Annotated in this window: 16 protein-coding genes and 1 pseudogene; 6 read left to right on the top strand and 11 right to left on the bottom strand. The window is 56.0% G+C overall.

The window, feature by feature from the left end:
- Positions 1 to 232: 232 nt before the first annotated feature.
- Positions 233 to 1960, bottom strand: coding sequence for a gamma-glutamyltransferase (gene ggt, locus ACEN9A_RS08860; protein ID WP_086945328.1), 1728 nt, complete (start codon positions 1958 to 1960; stop codon positions 233 to 235).
- 152 nt (positions 1961 to 2112) lie between these two features.
- Here ggt and ACEN9A_RS08855 point away from each other — a divergent pair, with 152 nt between their 5' ends.
- Positions 2113 to 2628 carry a methylated-DNA--[protein]-cysteine S-methyltransferase gene (locus ACEN9A_RS08855; protein ID WP_096480759.1) on the top strand — a complete coding sequence of 172 codons (516 nt, stop codon included), beginning with the start codon at positions 2113 to 2115 and terminating at the stop codon, positions 2626 to 2628.
- On the opposite strand, the gene ACEN9A_RS08850 is transcribed toward ACEN9A_RS08855, so the two are convergent.
- A complete protein-coding gene (locus ACEN9A_RS08850) occupies positions 2629 to 4440 on the bottom strand; it encodes an ABC transporter ATP-binding protein (protein ID WP_258673018.1) in 1812 nt (603 codons plus the stop codon).
- Between the two features lie 246 nt (positions 4441 to 4686).
- On the opposite strand from ACEN9A_RS08850, the gene ACEN9A_RS08845 reads away from it, so the two are divergent.
- The 5 genes from ACEN9A_RS08845 (at position 4687) to ACEN9A_RS08825 (ending at position 9805) form a co-directional block, all read left to right on the top strand.
- Positions 4687 to 5100: a VOC family protein gene (locus ACEN9A_RS08845; protein ID WP_258673017.1), complete on the top strand. Its 414-nt coding sequence runs from the start codon at positions 4687 to 4689 to the stop codon at positions 5098 to 5100.
- A gap of 609 nt (positions 5101 to 5709) precedes the next feature.
- Positions 5710 to 6438, top strand: a complete 729-nt coding sequence (locus ACEN9A_RS08840) for a winged helix-turn-helix domain-containing protein (protein ID WP_019649509.1) — start codon at positions 5710 to 5712, stop codon at positions 6436 to 6438.
- 12 nt (positions 6439 to 6450) lie between these two features.
- Positions 6451 to 7206: an EAL domain-containing protein gene (locus ACEN9A_RS08835; RefSeq protein WP_258673016.1), complete on the top strand. Its 756-nt coding sequence runs from the start codon at positions 6451 to 6453 to the stop codon at positions 7204 to 7206.
- A gap of 38 nt (positions 7207 to 7244) precedes the next feature.
- Positions 7245 to 7913, top strand: coding sequence for a winged helix-turn-helix domain-containing protein (locus ACEN9A_RS08830; RefSeq protein ID WP_019649511.1), 669 nt, complete (start codon positions 7245 to 7247; stop codon positions 7911 to 7913).
- 497 nt (positions 7914 to 8410) lie between these two features.
- A complete protein-coding gene (locus ACEN9A_RS08825) occupies positions 8411 to 9805 on the top strand; it encodes an undecaprenyl-phosphate glucose phosphotransferase (protein WP_019649512.1) in 1395 nt (464 codons plus the stop codon).
- 417 nt (positions 9806 to 10222) lie between these two features.
- Here the strand turns inward: ACEN9A_RS08825 and ACEN9A_RS08820 are convergent.
- The 9 genes and pseudogenes from ACEN9A_RS08820 to rfbA form a co-directional block, all read right to left on the bottom strand.
- A pseudogene (locus ACEN9A_RS08820) lies at positions 10223 to 10447 on the bottom strand (VanZ family protein); the annotation flags it as partial.
- A 230-nt stretch (positions 10448 to 10677) separates the two neighbouring features.
- Positions 10678 to 11037, bottom strand: coding sequence for a VanZ family protein (locus tag ACEN9A_RS08815; protein WP_258673015.1), 360 nt, complete (start codon positions 11035 to 11037; stop codon positions 10678 to 10680).
- Positions 11034 to 13124, bottom strand: a complete 2091-nt coding sequence (locus tag ACEN9A_RS08810; protein WP_258673014.1) for a YjbH domain-containing protein — start codon at positions 13122 to 13124, stop codon at positions 11034 to 11036. The genes ACEN9A_RS08815 and ACEN9A_RS08810 overlap by 4 nt, the downstream gene beginning before the upstream one ends.
- 8 nt (positions 13125 to 13132) lie before the next feature.
- Complete coding sequence (locus ACEN9A_RS08805; RefSeq protein WP_258673013.1) at positions 13133 to 13900, bottom strand: capsule biosynthesis GfcC family protein; 768 nt, start codon at positions 13898 to 13900, stop codon at positions 13133 to 13135.
- Positions 13897 to 14556, bottom strand: a complete 660-nt coding sequence (locus ACEN9A_RS08800; RefSeq protein ID WP_309475237.1) for a YjbF family lipoprotein — start codon at positions 14554 to 14556, stop codon at positions 13897 to 13899. The genes ACEN9A_RS08805 and ACEN9A_RS08800 overlap by 4 nt, the downstream gene beginning before the upstream one ends.
- A gap of 14 nt (positions 14557 to 14570) precedes the next feature.
- Positions 14571 to 15683: a polysaccharide biosynthesis/export family protein gene (locus tag ACEN9A_RS08795; protein WP_172901206.1), complete on the bottom strand. Its 1113-nt coding sequence runs from the start codon at positions 15681 to 15683 to the stop codon at positions 14571 to 14573.
- An 87-nt stretch (positions 15684 to 15770) separates the two neighbouring features.
- Positions 15771 to 16064, bottom strand: a complete 294-nt coding sequence (locus ACEN9A_RS08790) for a hypothetical protein (protein WP_258673009.1) — start codon at positions 16062 to 16064, stop codon at positions 15771 to 15773.
- A 431-nt stretch (positions 16065 to 16495) separates the two neighbouring features.
- Entirely contained in the window at positions 16496 to 17035 is a 540-nt protein-coding gene (gene rfbC / locus ACEN9A_RS08785) for a dTDP-4-dehydrorhamnose 3,5-epimerase (protein ID WP_019649523.1), read from the bottom strand.
- On the bottom strand, positions 17032 to 17910 hold the full coding sequence (gene rfbA / locus ACEN9A_RS08780) for a glucose-1-phosphate thymidylyltransferase RfbA (protein ID WP_258673008.1): 879 nt from the start codon (positions 17908 to 17910) through the stop codon (positions 17032 to 17034). The genes rfbC and rfbA overlap by 4 nt, the downstream gene beginning before the upstream one ends.
- Positions 17911 to 17939: the final 29 nt, after the last annotated feature.

The following is a 17939-nucleotide window of genomic DNA, read 5'->3' as shown; positions in this document are numbered from 1 at the left end:
TCGCTGGAACGATGGATTTCAACTCCCTTCTAGCCTATGTAGCCGGTGTAGCAGCTGTCGAGCTTGCGAGGCTGCGTTCGAGCGCGTAGCGCTCGCCATATCAGCGAATGCGGTTTGCCCGAATGAACGTGGCTAACCGACTTTACGACTGCTACGCAGCCTCGCGGGCTCGGCAGCTGCTACCCGGGATCGAGGCCACCCAGGGAGTCGGGGTGGCCGATGATCGCCTGTTTCAGTAACCGAGCGACAGCCCGGTATTGCGCCGTGGATCGTTCGCCCCATAGAAGCGGTTCTTGCCCACAGGTTTGCCTTCCAGCGAAGGCGCACCTACCAGAATAGCTGCAATATGGTTGGGGTCCTGCGGGCCGGCAAACTTGTGCCCCCAACTTTCGAGCATCTTCTTGGTGTCCGGACTGGTGGCGAAGTTCTCCAGGTTGGTTTCCTCCGGCAGCCATTGCTGGTGGAAACGCGGCGCATCCACCGCTTCCTGGATGTTCATGCCGTAGTCGATCACGTTGAGGATGGTCAGCAAGGTTGCGGTGATGATGCGACTGCCACCGGGGGTGCCAACGACCATGACGACTTTGCCATCCTTGGTGACGATGGTCGGGCTCATGGACGACAGCGGTGCCTTGCCAGGGGCGATGGCATTCGCTTCGCCCTGCACCAGGCCGTACATGTTAGGCACGCCGATTTTCGAGGTGAAGTCGTCCATTTCGTCATTAAGGATGACCCCGGTTTTGCTCGCCATCACGCCGGCACCGAACCAGTCGTTGAGGGTGTAGGTCACCGACACCGCGTTGCCCCATTTGTCGACGATCGAGTAATGGGTGGTGTTGCTGCCTTCGTGAGGCGCTACGCCGGGTTTGAGTTCGCGGGACACGCCGGCCTTTTGCGGATCGATGGCAGCGCGGATTTTGGTCGCGTAGTTTTTATCCAGCAAATGGGCGATCGGATTTTTCACGAAGTCCGGGTCGCCGAGGTAGCTGTTGCGGTCCACATACGCGTGGCGCATCGCTTCGATCTGGTAGTGCATGGCCTGCGCCGAGCGGTAGCCGAGGTCTTTCATCGGGTAGCCGTCGAGGATGTTCATGATCTCGCAGATCACCACCCCGCCGGAGCTTGGCGGCGGCGCCGAGACCACGTGGTAGCCGCGGTAGTCGCACTCAATGGGTGCCAGTTCGCGGGTCTGGTATTTGTCGAGGTCGGCCTGGGTAATGATGCCCTTGTTGGCCTGACTGGAGGTGACGATGGCGTCGGCCACCCAGCCTTTATAGAAACCGTCGGCGCCCTTTTCGGAAATTTCCCGCAGGGTTTTGCTCAGGTCTTTTTGTACGAGTTTCTGGCCGACCTGCATCGGCTCGCCATTGCTCAGGAAGATCGAGCCCGAGTCGCGCATGTCTTTCTTGAAGACGTCTGTGGCGTACTCCAGCAAATCGACATCGCCCTGCTCCAGCACAAAACCGTCTTCGGCAAGCTTGATCGCCGGGGCGATCACTTCCTTGCGGGGTTTGGTGCCGAATTTCTTCAGCGCCAGCTCCATGCCAGACACAGTGCCCGGCACGCCGACGGCCAAGTGGCCGCGGGTGCTGAGATCAGGGATGACGTTGCCCTGCTTGTCGAGGTACATGTCGGCCGTGGCGGCCAGCGGCGCTTTTTCACGGAAGTCGAGGAAGGTCTTGCGCCCGTCCGCCAATTGAATCGTCATGAAACCGCCGCCGCCCAGGTTGCCTGCAGCGGGGTACACCACCGCCAGCGCATAACCCACCGCAACCGCTGCATCGACGGCGTTGCCGCCATTCTTGAGGACATCGACGCCGACGTGGCTGGCCAGATGCTGGGCGGTGACGACCATGCCGTTTTCGGCCGCGACCGGGGCGACGGAGGCCGCATGAGCCATCAGGCAGCTCAGCGCCAATGAGGTCGCCATGAGCGATTTGGCAAAAGGTTCAAACTTCATGGGTCGGTCTCTTTTTTGTTTTTAGGCTCTGTGGAAAAACAGAGGGAACGGTTCAAAAGCACTTGGCAAGTATGGCTGCAATTGCGTATTGCGCCTCCCCGGCGAGGCAGTATGCTGGGCCCCTGTTCAGCACGTGTGCGGAGTCCGCCGGCATGACCTACACCTTCACCACCCTGGCGTCGCCGGTCGGCGAGTTGAAACTGGTCGCGAAAGGCACCCGTCTGGCGGCCATCCTCTGGGAAAACGACAAACCCGGCCGGGTAAGACTGGGGCCGATGAGTGAAGCGGCGGACAACCCGATCCTGATACGCGCCGCACAACAGTTGCGGGAATACTTTGCCGGCACGCGTAATCATTTCGAGCTGGAACTGGACTTTGCCGGGACGGATTTTCAGAAGCAGGTGTGGCAGGCGTTGCTGACGATTCCGTTTGGCGAGACGCGCAGCTATAGCGAAATAGCCCGACAGATCGGAAATCCCAGCGCGGTTCGGGCGGTGGGTGCGGCCAACGGCAAAAATCCAATATCGATCGTCGCGCCGTGTCATCGGGTGATCGGGGCGTCGGGGAAATTGACGGGGTTTGCCGGGGGGCTTGAGGCGAAAGAGCGGTTGCTGACGCTGGAGGGCTGTGAATGGTCGGGGGCCGGCAGGATGGGTGATTTGTTTTGATTATCGATAACCACGAGCCTGCACGTTGAACAACTGCGCATAACGCCCACCCGCCGCGACCAGGCTGTCGTGATCACCCCGCTCAAGGATCGACCCCTGGTCCAGCACGATGATGTGGTCGGCATTGCGCACACTGGAGAAGCGGTGAGAAATCAGCAACGTCATGCGCCCTTCAGTGTGTTGGCTGAAATGCTCGAACACCGCAGCCTCCGCTGCCGGATCCAGGGCCGAGGTCGGTTCGTCCAGGATCAGGATATCGGCGTCGCGGCGCATGTAGGCGCGAGACAAGGCGATCTTTTGCCATTGCCCACCGGACAGTTCCTGTCCACCGGCAAACCACCGCCCCAATTGCGTGGCGTAACCACGATCCAGACGCTCGATGAAGGACGCAGCCATACCCTCGGCGGCCGCTTGCTGCCAACGGGTTTCATCGTTGAACGCCAGGGTGTCGCCCACACCAATGTTCTCGCCGACGGAGAACTGGTAGCGAATGTAGTCCTGGAAGATCACGCCGATGCGCCGTCTCAGCGCCTCTTCTTCCCAAGCCTGCAAATCACTGCCATCTAACAGAATGCGGCCCTGATCAGGGCGATACAGCCGAGTCAGCAACTTGATCAGCGTGGTTTTGCCCGAGCCGTTTTCCCCCACCAGCGCAACACTGTGTCCGGGCAACAGATGCAGATCGATGCCCTGCAAAGCAGCGCGGCTCGCCCCCGGATAACGGAAACCGACACTCTCGAAACGCAACCCATCGCCGGGCACCGCACCCACTGTAAGGCTTCCGGCATCGGCCACCACCGGTTCGGCCAGATACTCATAGAGGCTCGACAGGTAAAGACCATCCTCATAGAGACCGCTGATCGCGCTCAAGCTGCTGCTCACCGCCGTCTGCCCTTGCTTGAACAGCACCAGGTACATGGTCATTTGCCCGAGGCTGATGCTGCCGTGAACGGTATCGACCACGACCCACGCATAAGCCAGATAAAACGCCGCGGTGCCCAGCAGTCCCAGCACAAATCCCCAGCCATCGCGACGCAATGTCAGGCGCCGGTCTTCGGCGTAGAGACGAGCAAACGTGTCCCGATAACGCTGCAACAACAGCGGCGCGAAGCCGAACAGCTTCACCTCTTTGATGTAGCCCTCATGGGAGAGCAGTGTCTCGATGTAGTTCTGCTGCCGACTCTCCGGCGCCCGGCGCGTGAACAGCCGAAAGGCATCCCCAGAAAAGTGCGCTTCGGCAAAGAACACCGGCAACGCCCCGACCACCAGCAGTACCAGCGCCCAGGGCGAAAAATGCACCAGCAACACGCCAAAGCTGATCAACACGATCAGGTTCTGGATCAGCCCCAGCGACTTCATCACCAGCGCCAATGGCCGGGTCGATGCCTCGCGCCGCACCCGAACCAGCTTGTCGTAGAACTCGGAGTTCTCGAACTGCACCAACGATAACGTCTGGGCCTTCTCCAGAATCATCGTGTTGACCTTCTGCCCCAACTGCACCCGCAACAGCGACTGCTGCACCGACAGCGCACGCTGCGTCCCGGACAGCAACGCAAGCACGCCCGCTTCAAACAGCACATAGCGCACGACCGGCCACAACGGTGCGCTGCCCTGTTGCGCGTGCAACTGCATCGCGGTCACTACCGCGTCGACAATCCGCTGCCCCAACCAGGCTGCCAGTGCCGGCAGCACACCAGCGATCAGCGTCGCCAGCACCAACCCCAGAAACAGCCCGCGGGACGTACCCCAGACCAACAACAAGGCACGCCTCGCCTGATCGAGCAAAGAGGCGAAACGGGTAAGGACAGGCATGGGCGATGGACTCGGTGGCGGATGTAAAGGGGCGCTGCAGGTCATACTGTATGGGGAATGAGCGACGCCCGCTTTACGTGGATATGAGGCGATAAGCCTCGCCTCGCCCATAGGAAAAACATCTAAAAAAGTATCGTCGCTCACCACGTTTTAGCGCTTTGCTATGAGGAGTCAATGCCTATCGGGATTGGAAGACGAACCTGAACGTCCAACCAATGTGCCCCACTCCATCACCGGAAGCAGAACATGAAAATCAACCCCTACCTGATCTTCAACGGCGACTGCCAGGATGCCTTCAACTTCTACGCCAAAAGCCTGCCTGGCAAGATCGAAGTCATGATGACCTTCGGCGAAACTCCGGCTCGCGACCATGTGCCAGCGGACTGCCACAACCTGATCATTCATACGCGCCTGTTGGTCGGGGATCAGTCGATCATGGGGTCGGATACCACACCCGATCGCCCTAGCGCCGGCATGAGTGGCTGTTCGGTGTCGTTGAATGTCGACAGTGTCGTTGAGGCAGAGCGAGTGTTTGCGGCATTGGCGCAAGGCGGGAGTATTCAGATGCCATTGGAGACGACGTTCTGGGCGGCACGCTTCGGGATGCTGGTCGATCGATTTGGCGTGTCATGGATGATTAATTGCGAAAAAGACCAATGAACGGATCTCCCGCTTAGACTAATACTTTAGTATAATGGCCATTTAACATCAATCTTGGCTTTTTGTATTCAATCACTAGACGGAATAACTACACTGTTCACAAAATCAGCTCTTGACATAAAATATTACAAATATAATGTAAAAGGAGTCAATTAATATACCCCCCGCTCGAATTTGCCCTAAAAAGAGGCGACAGTTGAACTGGCGCCTTTCGAGCGCGCACCCAAACTGCCATAGAACACCGTGGAATATCCTTATAAATCAACTCCAGAAATCAAAAATGCGGACTTCCGCACAATTTATACGCAAGACTTCTCTGTGATGCCTCGTTCTGTAGCCCGATCCGCGGATCAGCCACGCTTCAGTGTTGATCATAGAAAAGTCAACCTAGAGGGCCTAGTCCGACGCAAAGGCGCTCACCAACTAAATCGGATATCAAAAAATCAAATTGGCTAAAGCCTCCTCAGTTGGCTATGTCATTGATTCAACTGAAACTACTGGCAATGGAATGGCACCTGCTGACAAGCTCAAAATGTTATAAAAAGTCAGATAATTTCAGTATTTTGTGTATTAAGATTGCAACGCCAGCACATATGAGTAATTTGCACGATGAGTACTGAGAGCAAGATCGAAAATAGCCAGAGGGGTATTCTCGCTATTGGGCGCACTTGGCGCTCGGCAGAGAAACTTCGACAGTTATTTGCACCCAATCTCACGCATATATATACATTAGATTACACAAACCCATTAAACCCAGATAGCGAAACTCAAGCCCACGATGCCGTACTAATCGACATTGAAAGCCCTTCTATACTTAATGACTGCCTGGCGCTCATCAAGAAATTACGTACGAGCCCAACAGAACGGTCCATTATCGTTGCAATCAATTTTCGCGCTCCGCAAACCAAAATTGAATGTTACCTGGCCGGTGCAGATCATTGTATCAATGTACCTAACGACCAGGATGAAAAAGCCAGGTTAATTTCAGAGTTACTCGAAACACCTGAATGGCAGCCCGCCATTAAGTTGACCCTGGACCAAACATGCCTGCACTTATACAACGATGAGTTCAAACTGGATCTGGCTTATCAGGAAATGAAAGCCCTGGATGCGCTTATCAATGCAGAAGGTAATATCCTGCACCATGATTCCATGGCCGAATCCATGGGTTTGAATATCAAGCTCTATGACTCACGTGTTCTGGAGAAATCCATAAGCCGACTTCGAAACAAAATCAAAAAGCACTTCGGCATTAACATTATTCATAGTGTTCGCGGTTATGGCTATCGATTGCTTCGAGGAGTCGTTTCAGTAAAGCAAGCAAACTTTCATTCTTAAAGGGACTAAACGATGGAGTCCAGCAGGCAATATACCGTGCAAGATAACTTCGCAATGGTTTTCTTCAGGCAATCAATTCTCAAGCGAAACGATGAATTGTTCGGCAGTGAGATTTATGCCAAAGCGACCAAACAACAGACACCTCTGAACAAGGGGTATCAGCCATTGCATCCCGATCACCCGCTGGCGATTTATCGTGAAGTACTGATGCGGATCCAATTAAATGCCCTTTCACAGATCGAGGCCACGTCGTCCCCATCCGTACAGACACCCAATAAATTGTTCGTGACCATGAACCAATCCGCGTTATTGGATAAAGCGTTCATCCGAGAACTGAACGACGCTCAAACGACACTCAAGAAGCATGAACAACAGTTAATCCCCAGCATTAACGGCAGTTCGCTCCTTTCGTTCAATCTCAAAGAAAAAAGAACCATTATCAATCACATTCATTTATTGAAGGACAACGGGATCGAGATCGCTTTCGATGGCTATGACTTAAGCGATGACAGCGCTGAAAAACTGATCAGCCCGAAGCTGTTTGATTACATAAAAGTGGACCTGACCCGGTCCAATTTCGACATCATGGTCGATAACAGTCAGGACTTTTTCAACAGGTCTTACGACTGTCTGAGCAGCATGATCCATGACAGCAAGATCAGATTCATTGCGGACCGGGTCGAGCACAAAGCACTGCACACACTGGCCCGCAGCATGCCTTTCGATTTTTTCCAGGGGAGGTACTACTCGCCTACCGAGGTTATTTAAGCTTAAAAAATTTCACCAAACTAGGAAGGAGCCTTATTGTGAATACGCCAAACAACAGCTTTCTAATTTTCACCCGAGATCAACTGGCACGACAAGCTATAGAATCGCTTCTCGCACAACGCCTGCATCTATCTTTTGAAATCGAATCTGGCAAACTCAGCAGCGAACGCATCCGAAAGAGTCGATTCACGCACATCCTGCTCGACCAGGCCGATATATCGCTGAGCGATGTCAGCTTTATCCGCAAAAATCAAAAAGATGCGGAAATCATACTCATTACTCCCAACTCGGAGCATTCAGAACTTCATCACTTCTCGCACTTCGGGGTTGATGGCTTTCTCAAGAAACCGGTGGCAGACGAAGAGTTCATCTCTGCAGTCAGCCGGATTAAAGAGTCGCAGGGTAACCCCGACATCTGGTGGTTTAATGCCGACGACAGAACATTAATCAAGGAAGATATAACCATCCCATTGACCGGCACCGAATCGTTAATGCTCACCCAACTGGTCATCAGTGATCGACGGGTACTCAGCAAGAACGATCTTATTCTACGCATCGATAAAGACCCGGAGAATTACAGCGGCCTTGAAATGTGCTTGAGCCGACTGCAGAAAAAATTCAAGACTGCCGCCAACGGGGAACGCCTGATTCGCTCGGTCAGAAACCGTGGTTATTGCCTGGCACAAAGGATCAGAATCGCATACTGAGAGAGATCGCAAAAACAATAATAATAAATGCGATTTTCCGACCCGCCCGATACCGCTTGACTGCCTAACCACCTCACCTCGTACTTCCCGCCGCCTGTCCCTCGCACATATTTCTCTCCATAGTTCCTGCCCATCTCCCTCCCCATGGCATGGCGGGCAAGCGCTTATCGGAATGCTGCAATTTTATAGACGATTTAGTGATGCCCTCCAAATAAAAGAGCACGACCTTTTATAACAGGGGCGCTGGAAGTGGCACCCGTTATAATTCGTCAGACACCCACAAAGATTAAGGTACTAGTATAAAAACCGGACACTGAGACAACCGTATCAGCTGACTTGAAAACAACATTCGGATGGCCAGCCATAGCCCGCGTTATTCCCTTCCAATAATAAAAATAATCTCTGACCGAACTGCGCTCGCTCAGCCTTTGCGCGCGGCTGCCATTTATTAACCGTCGACTGATACACAACGTGGCGCACGCCCGAGGGACACCGCGATGGTACATAATCGTATTAATCGAAACAGCATATCCAAAGGACTGACCTTCTGGGGGCAATGGATAATTGCCATCACTTCGGTCAATGCGTTGTTATTTGCTCTGGCGTTGTACCAGACAGGAGAAATCGAAGCTCATTATCGTGTGCTTGCCGTGCTGACTTTCCTGGGCTCGGTCCCTTCTTACTCCCTGCTGCTGGTCTATCACAAGCAACATGGATACCTCTCCGGCCTGGGTCGACTGCTGCTGGGGTGGCTGCTGCTGCTGGCCGGGATGACCAGCATTGGCTTTCTCAGCAAGACCAGCGAATTGTTCTCCCGGGAAATCATCATGGTCTGGGCTGTGGCAGGTTATTGCGTGCAGGCCTTGCTGTACCTGCCTCTGCATAGTTTTTCCAGGCACTACCACCGGCAATTGCACAGCCAAAACAACACCCTGATCATCGGCACCGACCAACTGGCGGTGAATCTGGCAGACAAACTGGCCAAAACCGAGTATCCGCCGCTGGTCGGCCTGATCAGCTCAAGACCCAATGAGTTGTCGACCAACATCAATACCCACCGGATCGTGGGCCAGTTGCAGGAGCTACGCGAGCTGATCCGGGTGCATGATGTCCGGCGGTTGTACATCGCGCTGCCCTTGAGCGAAGCCAAACAGGTCGAAGCGCTGTACATCGACCTTCTCGACTCGAATGTCGATGTGGTCTGGGTTCCCGACCTGGGCAGCATGACGTTGCTCAATCATTCCGTCAGCGAGCTGGATGGCCTGCCCGCTATTCACCTCAATGAAAGCCCGCTGACCAGTTACCCGACAGCGGCGCTCAGCAAGACCCTGCTGGACAGAGGTCTCGCCGCCCTGGCGCTGATCGCCTTCAGTCCACTGCTGCTGGTGATCGCCGTCGCAGTGAAGATCTCCTCCCCGGGGCCGATCATTTTCAAACAGGAACGGCACGGCTGGAATGGCAAGATCATCAAGGTCTGGAAGTTCCGCTCCATGCGCCTGCACGACGACCATCAAGTCCGCCAGGCCGGCCGTGAAGACCCACGTATTACCCCTGTTGGCCGTTTCATTCGACGCACGTCCATCGATGAACTGCCGCAGTTCTTCAACGTACTGCAAGGCCATATGGCGCTGGTCGGACCGCGGCCGCATGCGATTGCCCACAACGACTACTACACCGGCAAGATCCAGGCCTACATGGCCCGCCATCGAATCAAACCGGGCATCACAGGGCTGGCCCAGATCAGTGGCTGCCGTGGCGAAACCGAGACCCTCGACAAGATGCAAAAGCGCGTGGAGATCGACCTCAACTACATCAACAACTGGTCGTTGTGGCTCGACATCAAGATCCTGATCAAGACGCCCTTTACGCTCTTTTCAAAGGACATCTATTAATCGCTGCGATTCGCCCCCCCCGCCTGTTCTTCAGCTTGTGGCTAACTGAGCCGCAGTCCGGGCAGTCAGATCTCTGACTGCCCGGAGCCTCTCTCCCCGCCTCACCCCATTCGCCCTCTGTTTTTTAGTAGCTACCGACGGCTGCGTTCGCCCGTAGCAGCTGTCGAGCCTGCGAGGCTGCGTTCGTCTGCGCAGCAGTCGTCAAACCAGAACTTGCGGTGCATCAGGCAAACCACGTCAGCCGGATTCACGACTGCTGCGCAGCCGAACGCAGCCTCGCAGGCTCGGCAGCTGCTACAGATTGCATTACGGAACATATGCCGGATGGAGTGGCAAAAGAGGTGTTGCTGGAGAGGGGATATAGCGAGGGTCAACGGTTACAACATACCGACAAACTGCCAGGTGCCTAACGCCTTTTCAACGTACCCAGTACCTTGAAATCAATAACCCCATCAACACGCCGATACTATTTGCCAGCATGTCGTAGGGCGAAGCCGTGCGCAGCGGCATCAAACCTTGCGCGAGCTCAATGAGTACGCCGATGAGCAAACACCCCAAGGCTGTCCAGACAAACTTCACATTGGGGAAAGCCAGACGGCAACTGCATGCAAACACCAGAAAGCCGATCCAGTGCTGCGTTCGACTGCGCAGCAGTCGTCCAGCCAGAACTTGCGGTGTATCAGGCAGATCGCGTCAGCCGGATTCACGACTGCTGCGCAGCCGAACGCAGCCTCGCAGGCTCGGCAGCTGCTACAGATTGCATTACGGAACATATGCCGGATGGAGTGGCAAGAGAGGTGTTGCTGGAGGGGGATATAGCGAGGATCAACGGTTACAACATGCCGACGAACTGCCTGGTGTCTAACGCCTTTTCAACGTACCCAGTACCTTGAAATCAATAACCCCATCAACACGCCGATACTATTTGCCAGCATGTCGTAGGGCGAAGCCGTGCGCAGCGGCATCAAACCTTGCGCGAGTTCAATGAGTACGCCGATGAGCAAACACCCCAAGGCTGTCCAGACAAACTTCACATTGGGGAAAGCCAGACGGCAACTGCATGCAAACACCAGAAAGCCGATCCAGTGATGGATCTTGTCCTCTTCGGCGAACAGTTCCGGGATCGGCTGCGAGCGCAATCCCGCGAACAGCAGAATCGCCGTCACCATGGCAAAGGCCAGGCACCGGAGCCAGAATGGCAACTCGATCAAGCCTTTGAGCCACGTGATCATTCAGTAATTTTCTCGAAGTTGTTGTAGAACAAGCTGCTGTCACGCCCGTCGGTCATGGTCTGCAATGAGTAGGCACGGTTCAGGCGCGCACCACCATCGCGAGTCAGTGGCGCCCAAATGATGTTGGCGCGGCGCATGGTCGAGGTACTCATCAACTCGTCGAACGGGATGGAAATGTAGATGCCTTTGTCAAAGCTGCCCTCGCCATATTCCGCCTTCGACGCAGTGGTCAGGGTGACCCAGCCGCCAAACTTCACGCCGTTCTTGAACTCCCGCGACAAGTCGACAGTGGTGCCCCAGTCCCGTGCCAGGTAACGCCCGACGCTGACCGCTGCAAGCATGTCATTGGGCAATTCAGTATAGCTGGTGACATGACCCGTTATGGTCTGGTAATCGCGCAGGCCAAAGCCCTGATCAAAATCCCGCTGGCGCACAAAATTCAGATCGGCGCCCAATGACCAGCGTTTCCCCGTGGGTCGATACAGCACTTCGCTGCCGACCCCGGCATACATGGATTCCAGATAGCCGCCATAGACCATGCCATACCAGTCCCGATCCAGCTGCGCCGCGTGGTTGAACTGAAACGTCGGCATCGTCACATCGGAGGTGGTCAGGTATTGACGCAAATCGGTGCGCACTCGCGGCAACCCGCTCGGTGCGTCATAGGTGAACTTGTCGTAGTTGTTCAGCAGGTTGGCGCTGAGCAAGCCGCTCCACCAGGTGTTGCGGGTGAAACGGTACTCCGCGTCGGCATCGGCGGTGAACTGATAGAGCAAGCCGTCGGGGCCGCCGATGTTCTGTTTGTAGCCCAGGCCCAAACCATAGCTGAACGGCTCCAGCGCCTGGGTATAGAGCGTGGTTTCCCGGTGTGCAGTCGCCGGATTGACCTCGGTCGTACGGTGCAGATCCTTCAGCGGCTGGTCGTTGTTCACCACCGCGCGGAAGGTTTCTCGCGGCACGCTGGTTTCTTCGATAGACATGTCATAACGCTGATTCACCAGGGTGAACCAGTCGATGTCCTGATTGACGCTGTTATCGAGAATCCGGCTGGCCCGCCCGACAGCCTTGGCCGAATAAAAATAGCGAGACTGCTCGCCATACACCATCAGCTCCGAACCGCGCTGGGTAATGCGTTTGACCTTATAGCCAGCATTTTGCTGTAACCGATTGGAGACATCGGCCCAGTTGACCTGGTCGGCCGGAGTCGACGGTGCCTGCGCCGGCAGCGGCTCGGCGGGAGGATCATAGGTCTTGACCGGTGCCTTGCGGCTGACAAAGTTGGTGTGCAGGGTGATGCCAAACATCGCCGTATTGCCACGCTCCCAACCAGCGCTCAGGTCGACGCTGTCGGCCAGCTTGTAGACCACACCGACGTTGATCGGCAGGTCTTGCTTGAGCGGGTTGTCCAGTGGCTCGTTCTTGTAATCGTTGCCCTCGTACTCGATCTTCAGGCTCAGTGGTTCCCAAGGCGTTTGATAGGCAATCCCGCCAAACAACGAAGGGTGGCCCCTGAAGTACGCGTTGGTGTTCACGTCCCCTGCCCTGGCCACAGCCGCCGTGCTCTGCGGCCGGTCGTTGAATTGGCTGCCCAATACCGACAGCGGGTTACTGAAATCCCCACGATTACCCAGATAACCCCAGGCAATGCCGAGGCTGAAATCCAGGTCGCCATAACGCTTGTTGGCGACGAAATACTCGCTGGAAAACAGCCCGGTACCGCCAATGTCCCGGGCGCCGATAGCGACCTGGGGCGCCCAGTGAGTTTCTTCCCAAAGCCGCGCTTTCAAGTCGATGGCCTTGTCTTTAAAGCTCTGGTCGCCGCTCAATTGCTCCGTGCCGTACTTACGGTTGGTGATCGCGGTGTAACGAAACGACCCTTCCAGCCAATCGAGTGGCTGCAAGGAAAAACTGTAGCGCGAATAAGGGTCGGTACGACTGGCCGTGACGCTCAACTCCCCCGCCGGGGCCATGCGCGCGGTGGGGGTCTGTAACAGACCGACGCCACCAAAATCACTCTGGGTGTAGCGCGATTCACCGTGAGCCAATCCGCAGGGCAGGAGCAACGCAGCAGCAAAACGTAACTTCAACGGGCACTTCAAGGGGCCACCTCAGCCAGCGGTTGAGTGGCGAGAAACTCGGCCAGTTGTTGATTGAGCTCAGGGGTCGGCGTCTCGAGATCGTCGCTCCTGATCGGCACCAGGATCTTGCTGCCGGGCGCCACCACGACGCCGCCCTCACGATTCCACGCCGCCACGCCCAGGCGCCGTACCTGGCCGTCAGGCTGGATCAGCCACAGATAGTCGCCCTCGGCGTCGCCAAGAATGGCGCAGTCACGGGCATAGGCACGCACTTCCTGCAGGGCTCGGTAAGGCACCTGACAAGGCTGCGCGACCGCCCCGAAAACCTCCACGGTGGACGGCCGCTGGGGGTAAATCAGATGGTCGCCATCATCCAGCAGCGCGTTGCGGGCGAACCCCGTTTCCACAGCGATCGGATCGAGCACCGCGACCTGACGTCCGGTGACCGGCAGTTGCGCGACCTGCTCATATAGGCGCGCGCTCAATTCTGCTCGCGTGTTTTTGCCATCGAGCAAGGCCCCTCGTTGCAGCAGTTTCAGATCGAACAGAACACCTGCCTTCAAGCGCGTCTGCTTGTCCACTAATGAACGGTGCAGCCACGCCGCACCCAGCCAGTAACTTTCGGCATTGGGTTGGGCGTTACGAATGACATCCAGCAAGCGCGCACCGGGCTTGATTTCGAATTGGCCTGGGCTGCGCACGTCACCGCTGACCGTGACGGCCGCCTGGCCCAGGCCCGGGCCGATCAACAGCAGGCCAAGCAAGAAAAGGTTTGAACGCTTCACCGGGCAACTCCCCGATCACGGCGCACCTGCACGATTTTCAGAAACAGTTGCGGCGTCAGATGCTGCTCGCTGCGCAGGATGAAACCGTCCTGGGGGTCGACCCAGTAGCGGTTGGTGGCGCGGAAATTCAGGGTGGGTGCATCCACCTGCTCGTCGATGCGCAGCAAGGCGTAATCCTTGTCCAGAATGCTGATGGTCTCGATGCCATGGGGACTGAAACGGCTGTTGACCGCGATACCGATGCGGTTGCCGTTATAGATGTCGATCCAGCGCGTGCTGGTATAGCCGTCGGGCAAATGCTGAAGACCGCGCTTGAAGGGCGACTCTTCTTTGAAGCGAGTGCCATCCAGGGAAACGCCCAGCCCGACAGTGCGCACCACCAGGCCGTCGCGCATCAGCAGCACTTGCTTGCCGGAAGCGACCCAGAACTGCAGGTCGCCCCGCCGGCGAGCCAAGGCCATCACGCCCTCACTGGAGGAGGTGGTGACCAGGATCTGCGGATACGGCACGGCGTCGACCTGAGCACGGGTCAAATTGATGGAGGCAGGCCCCGCGACAGATGTTTCAAGGGTGTCCCAGGAGGCCTTCATCAACGGGTTACACCCGCACAGCAAGAGCGCCATCGTCAGACCGGCGCAGGTAGGCAAAGTTTTCACGGCGGGATAGAGCCTTATCTGCTGTTGGCTTCGCTGAGGTTATTGAGAGAACTGGCGCCGGTCCCCAGGACACTGGCCGTAGGCAGAAGCTGGCTGATCAGACGGTTCCAGCGCGTCACGCCGGCCGGGCCGACATAGACGATGTCTTGCGGTTGCAAGTCGAAACGGGTGGCCAGTACCAGGGCCGAAGGGGATTCGGCGTCGAGCTGGAACACCTTGGCCGGTTCAGTTTCCAGGTGATCGGCGCCGCGAATCACGTACACCGCATTGCCGTTGGAGGTGGTCTGGTTCAAGCCCCCCACTGTGCCCAGCGCATCGGTCAGGTTGATCGATTTGCCTTTGAAGCTCAGCGCGCGAGGCAAGTTGACCTCACCCATGACGTAGATCCGCTTTTGGTCGTTATAGGGCAAGTACAGCCGGTCGCCGCCCTTGAGGTAAACGGCTTGCAACTGTGAGTCCTGGCGATTGAGGGTGTCCAGATCGAGCTTGTATTCGCGCCCGTCCCGGGTCAGCGTCAGGCCTGACAGGTCTGCGTTCGAGGGATCCACACCGGCCGCGCCAACGGCCTCCACCACGCTCAGCGGCGTGGTAGTGATCGGCTGCTGCCCAGCTTTGAGCACTGCACCGGAAATCACCACGGTCTGGCTGGCGAAGCGCAATACGCTGACGTCGACCTGAGGGCTTTCGACAAATTGCGACAAACGCTCGGCAATAAAGGCTCGCAACTCTTCGATGGTTTTACCGGCGGCCGGAATATTACCGATGTAGGGATAAAACAACGTGCCGTCCGGACGTACCAGACGCCCGTTGGCATCGATTTGCTGTTGCGGCCCCGATGGCGCCGTCAACTCGGGGTGATCCCAGACCGTGATAAACAACAGGTCGTTGGCACCCACGCGGTAACCGCCTGGAACATAAGACAACAATGCCGGGGGAACGGATTCGCGAACTTGCGTGGCGGCATCCATGGCAATCAATTTAGGCGTGATGGGAATAAGCTCCACCCGGCTACTTTCCGGAGAGCCGTCACTAACCATTTGACTGGTGTCCATGTGTTGACCAGGCGAAAACATACAGCCGTGCAAGCTGATACTTGCCAGCATAACAACAGATAATCTACGGATCATAATGGCACTACGCTAGTCGAGGGCAAATCTAAAACAAGATCACCCAGAAAGTTCTGAGTGATCTTGAACAACATACTTCGTAGGGTATTAGTTGGTACCGGTAGTACCGGTAGTACCAGTGGACCCCGTCGTTCCGCCATTGGAACTGCCACCGGAGTTTGAAGCGGCCGCCGCAGCGCCGACAATGGCCGCACCAATCACCACGGTTTCGGCGACCGTCACTCCCCCAACCAGCGGGGTACTCAAGGACAATGGCTCGCTCACTGCTTCGCTCACTGCTTCGCTCGACGCTTCGCTAGCCGTTTCGCTCGCCGGCTCTTCCACCGCCAACGCTGCAGTGCTCATGACAGCCAGCAAGCCGGCCGTAAGTAGTTTCTTCATATCAGACTCCTTCTCGACATCAACTCTGCATTAGATTTGAGACTAAGGGACCGGGAATGGAACAGCAGGTGAATGAACTGACACCCGTCAATTGAACGAGACAGTTCATGCACATTGCCTCCTTTGGAGAATGTCATTTATAGGGAGTGCATGCCATACGCCAAACCTCGTCACATCATGGACAAAAGCGCTTGCACCGGGCAGGACTTATTGACGGAAAAAGGTGATTTTCCAAGATGTTTACTACATGACAAGGTATTTTCGGCACAAACTCCCGAGCAAAAATCACTCACCCTTCGCGCCAATTGTTATTATTAGTCAGGATTTTCCCGGCATCTTGTCCCGCAAGGTTCTATTGTGACTGAACATTCAAGGCTAAATAACATCAGGTCATAAATAGTTAATGTTAACTATAGACCATTATTAGCCCGTCATTCCCCGTTCAACACCGCGCGCAAGCGAGGGTTGCGCAAGTCTTTTTCCGAGAGTTGAGGCGATTCAATGGGCCAGGTAATGCCCAGCTCCGGATCATTCCAGAGCAGCCCACCCTCATCCTCGGGGAAATACAGATCGGTGCATTTGTATTGAAAATCGGCGGTATCGCTGAGCACGCAGAAGCCGTGGGCATAACCCGGCGGCACCCATAGCTGCAGATGGTTGTCGGCGGTCAACTTGACCCCTACATGTTCACCACAAGTGGCCGATTCGGGATTGATGTCCACCACCACGTCGTACACCGCACCTTGGGTAACCCGCACCAACTTGCCCTGGGGCCGGGTCCGCTGGAAGTGCAAACCACGCAGTACGCCATACTGCGAGCGTGAGTGATTGTCCTGGACGAAAGGCAACTCGATGCCGGCGTCGCGATAACGCTGTTCGTGATAACTCTCGAGAAAGAACCCACGGGCATCGCCAAACACCTTGGGCTCGATAATCAGTACGCCGGGCAACCGGGTGTTGACGACATTCATCTCGAAGGCTCCATCGTCAGTACGCGCGCCAGGTATTGTCCGTAACCGGTTTTGTGTAACGCGGTGGCTTGTTTATCCAGTTCCGCAGCCGACAACCAACCCTGGTGAAAGGCCACTTCTTCAAGGCAGGCCACTTTCAAGCCCTGCCGCGCTTCGATGGTCTGGACGAAATGTCCGGCCTCCATCAACGAATCATGGGTGCCGGTGTCCAGCCAGGCAAAACCACGCCCCAGCACACTGACGTGCAGATCCCCGCGTTGTAGATAAGCATTGTTCACGTCGGTGATTTCAAGCTCACCGCGTACCGAAGGCTTGACTTGCTTGGCGATGCTCACCACGTCTTTGTCGTAGAAATACAAACCGGTGACAGCATGGTCGGACTTCGGATGTGCAGGCTTCTCTTCGATCGAGATCGCCTTGCCGCTCTCGTCGAACTCGACAACGCCAAAACGCTCCGGGTCGCTGACCCGATAACCAAAGACGGTGGCACCGGTTTGTCGTTGAGACGCTTCGCGCAACAAGGCGCTGAAGCCATAACCGTAGAAGATGTTGTCACCCAGGATCAGCGCCACATTGCTGTCGCCGATGAACTCCTCGCCGATCAGAAAGGCTTGCGCCAGGCCATCAGGAGAAGGCTGTTCTGCATAACTGAGTTCAATGCCGAAAGAAGAACCATCACCCAGCAAGTTCTGGAAGTTGGGCAAGTCCTGCGGCGTGGAAATAATCAATATCTCGCGAATGCCCGCCAGCATTAATACCGACAGCGGATAATAAATCATCGGCTTGTCGTAGACCGGCAGCAGCTGTTTGGACACACCACGGGTAATGGGATGCAAGCGGGTGCCGGAGCCTCCCGCCAGAATGATACCTTTCATGTGAGGATTCCCTTCGAAAATAAGTAAAG

The sequence above is a fragment of the Pseudomonas sp. Pseusp18 genome, assembly GCF_059506005.1.
This window is presented reverse-complemented; position numbering and strand designations above follow the sequence as displayed.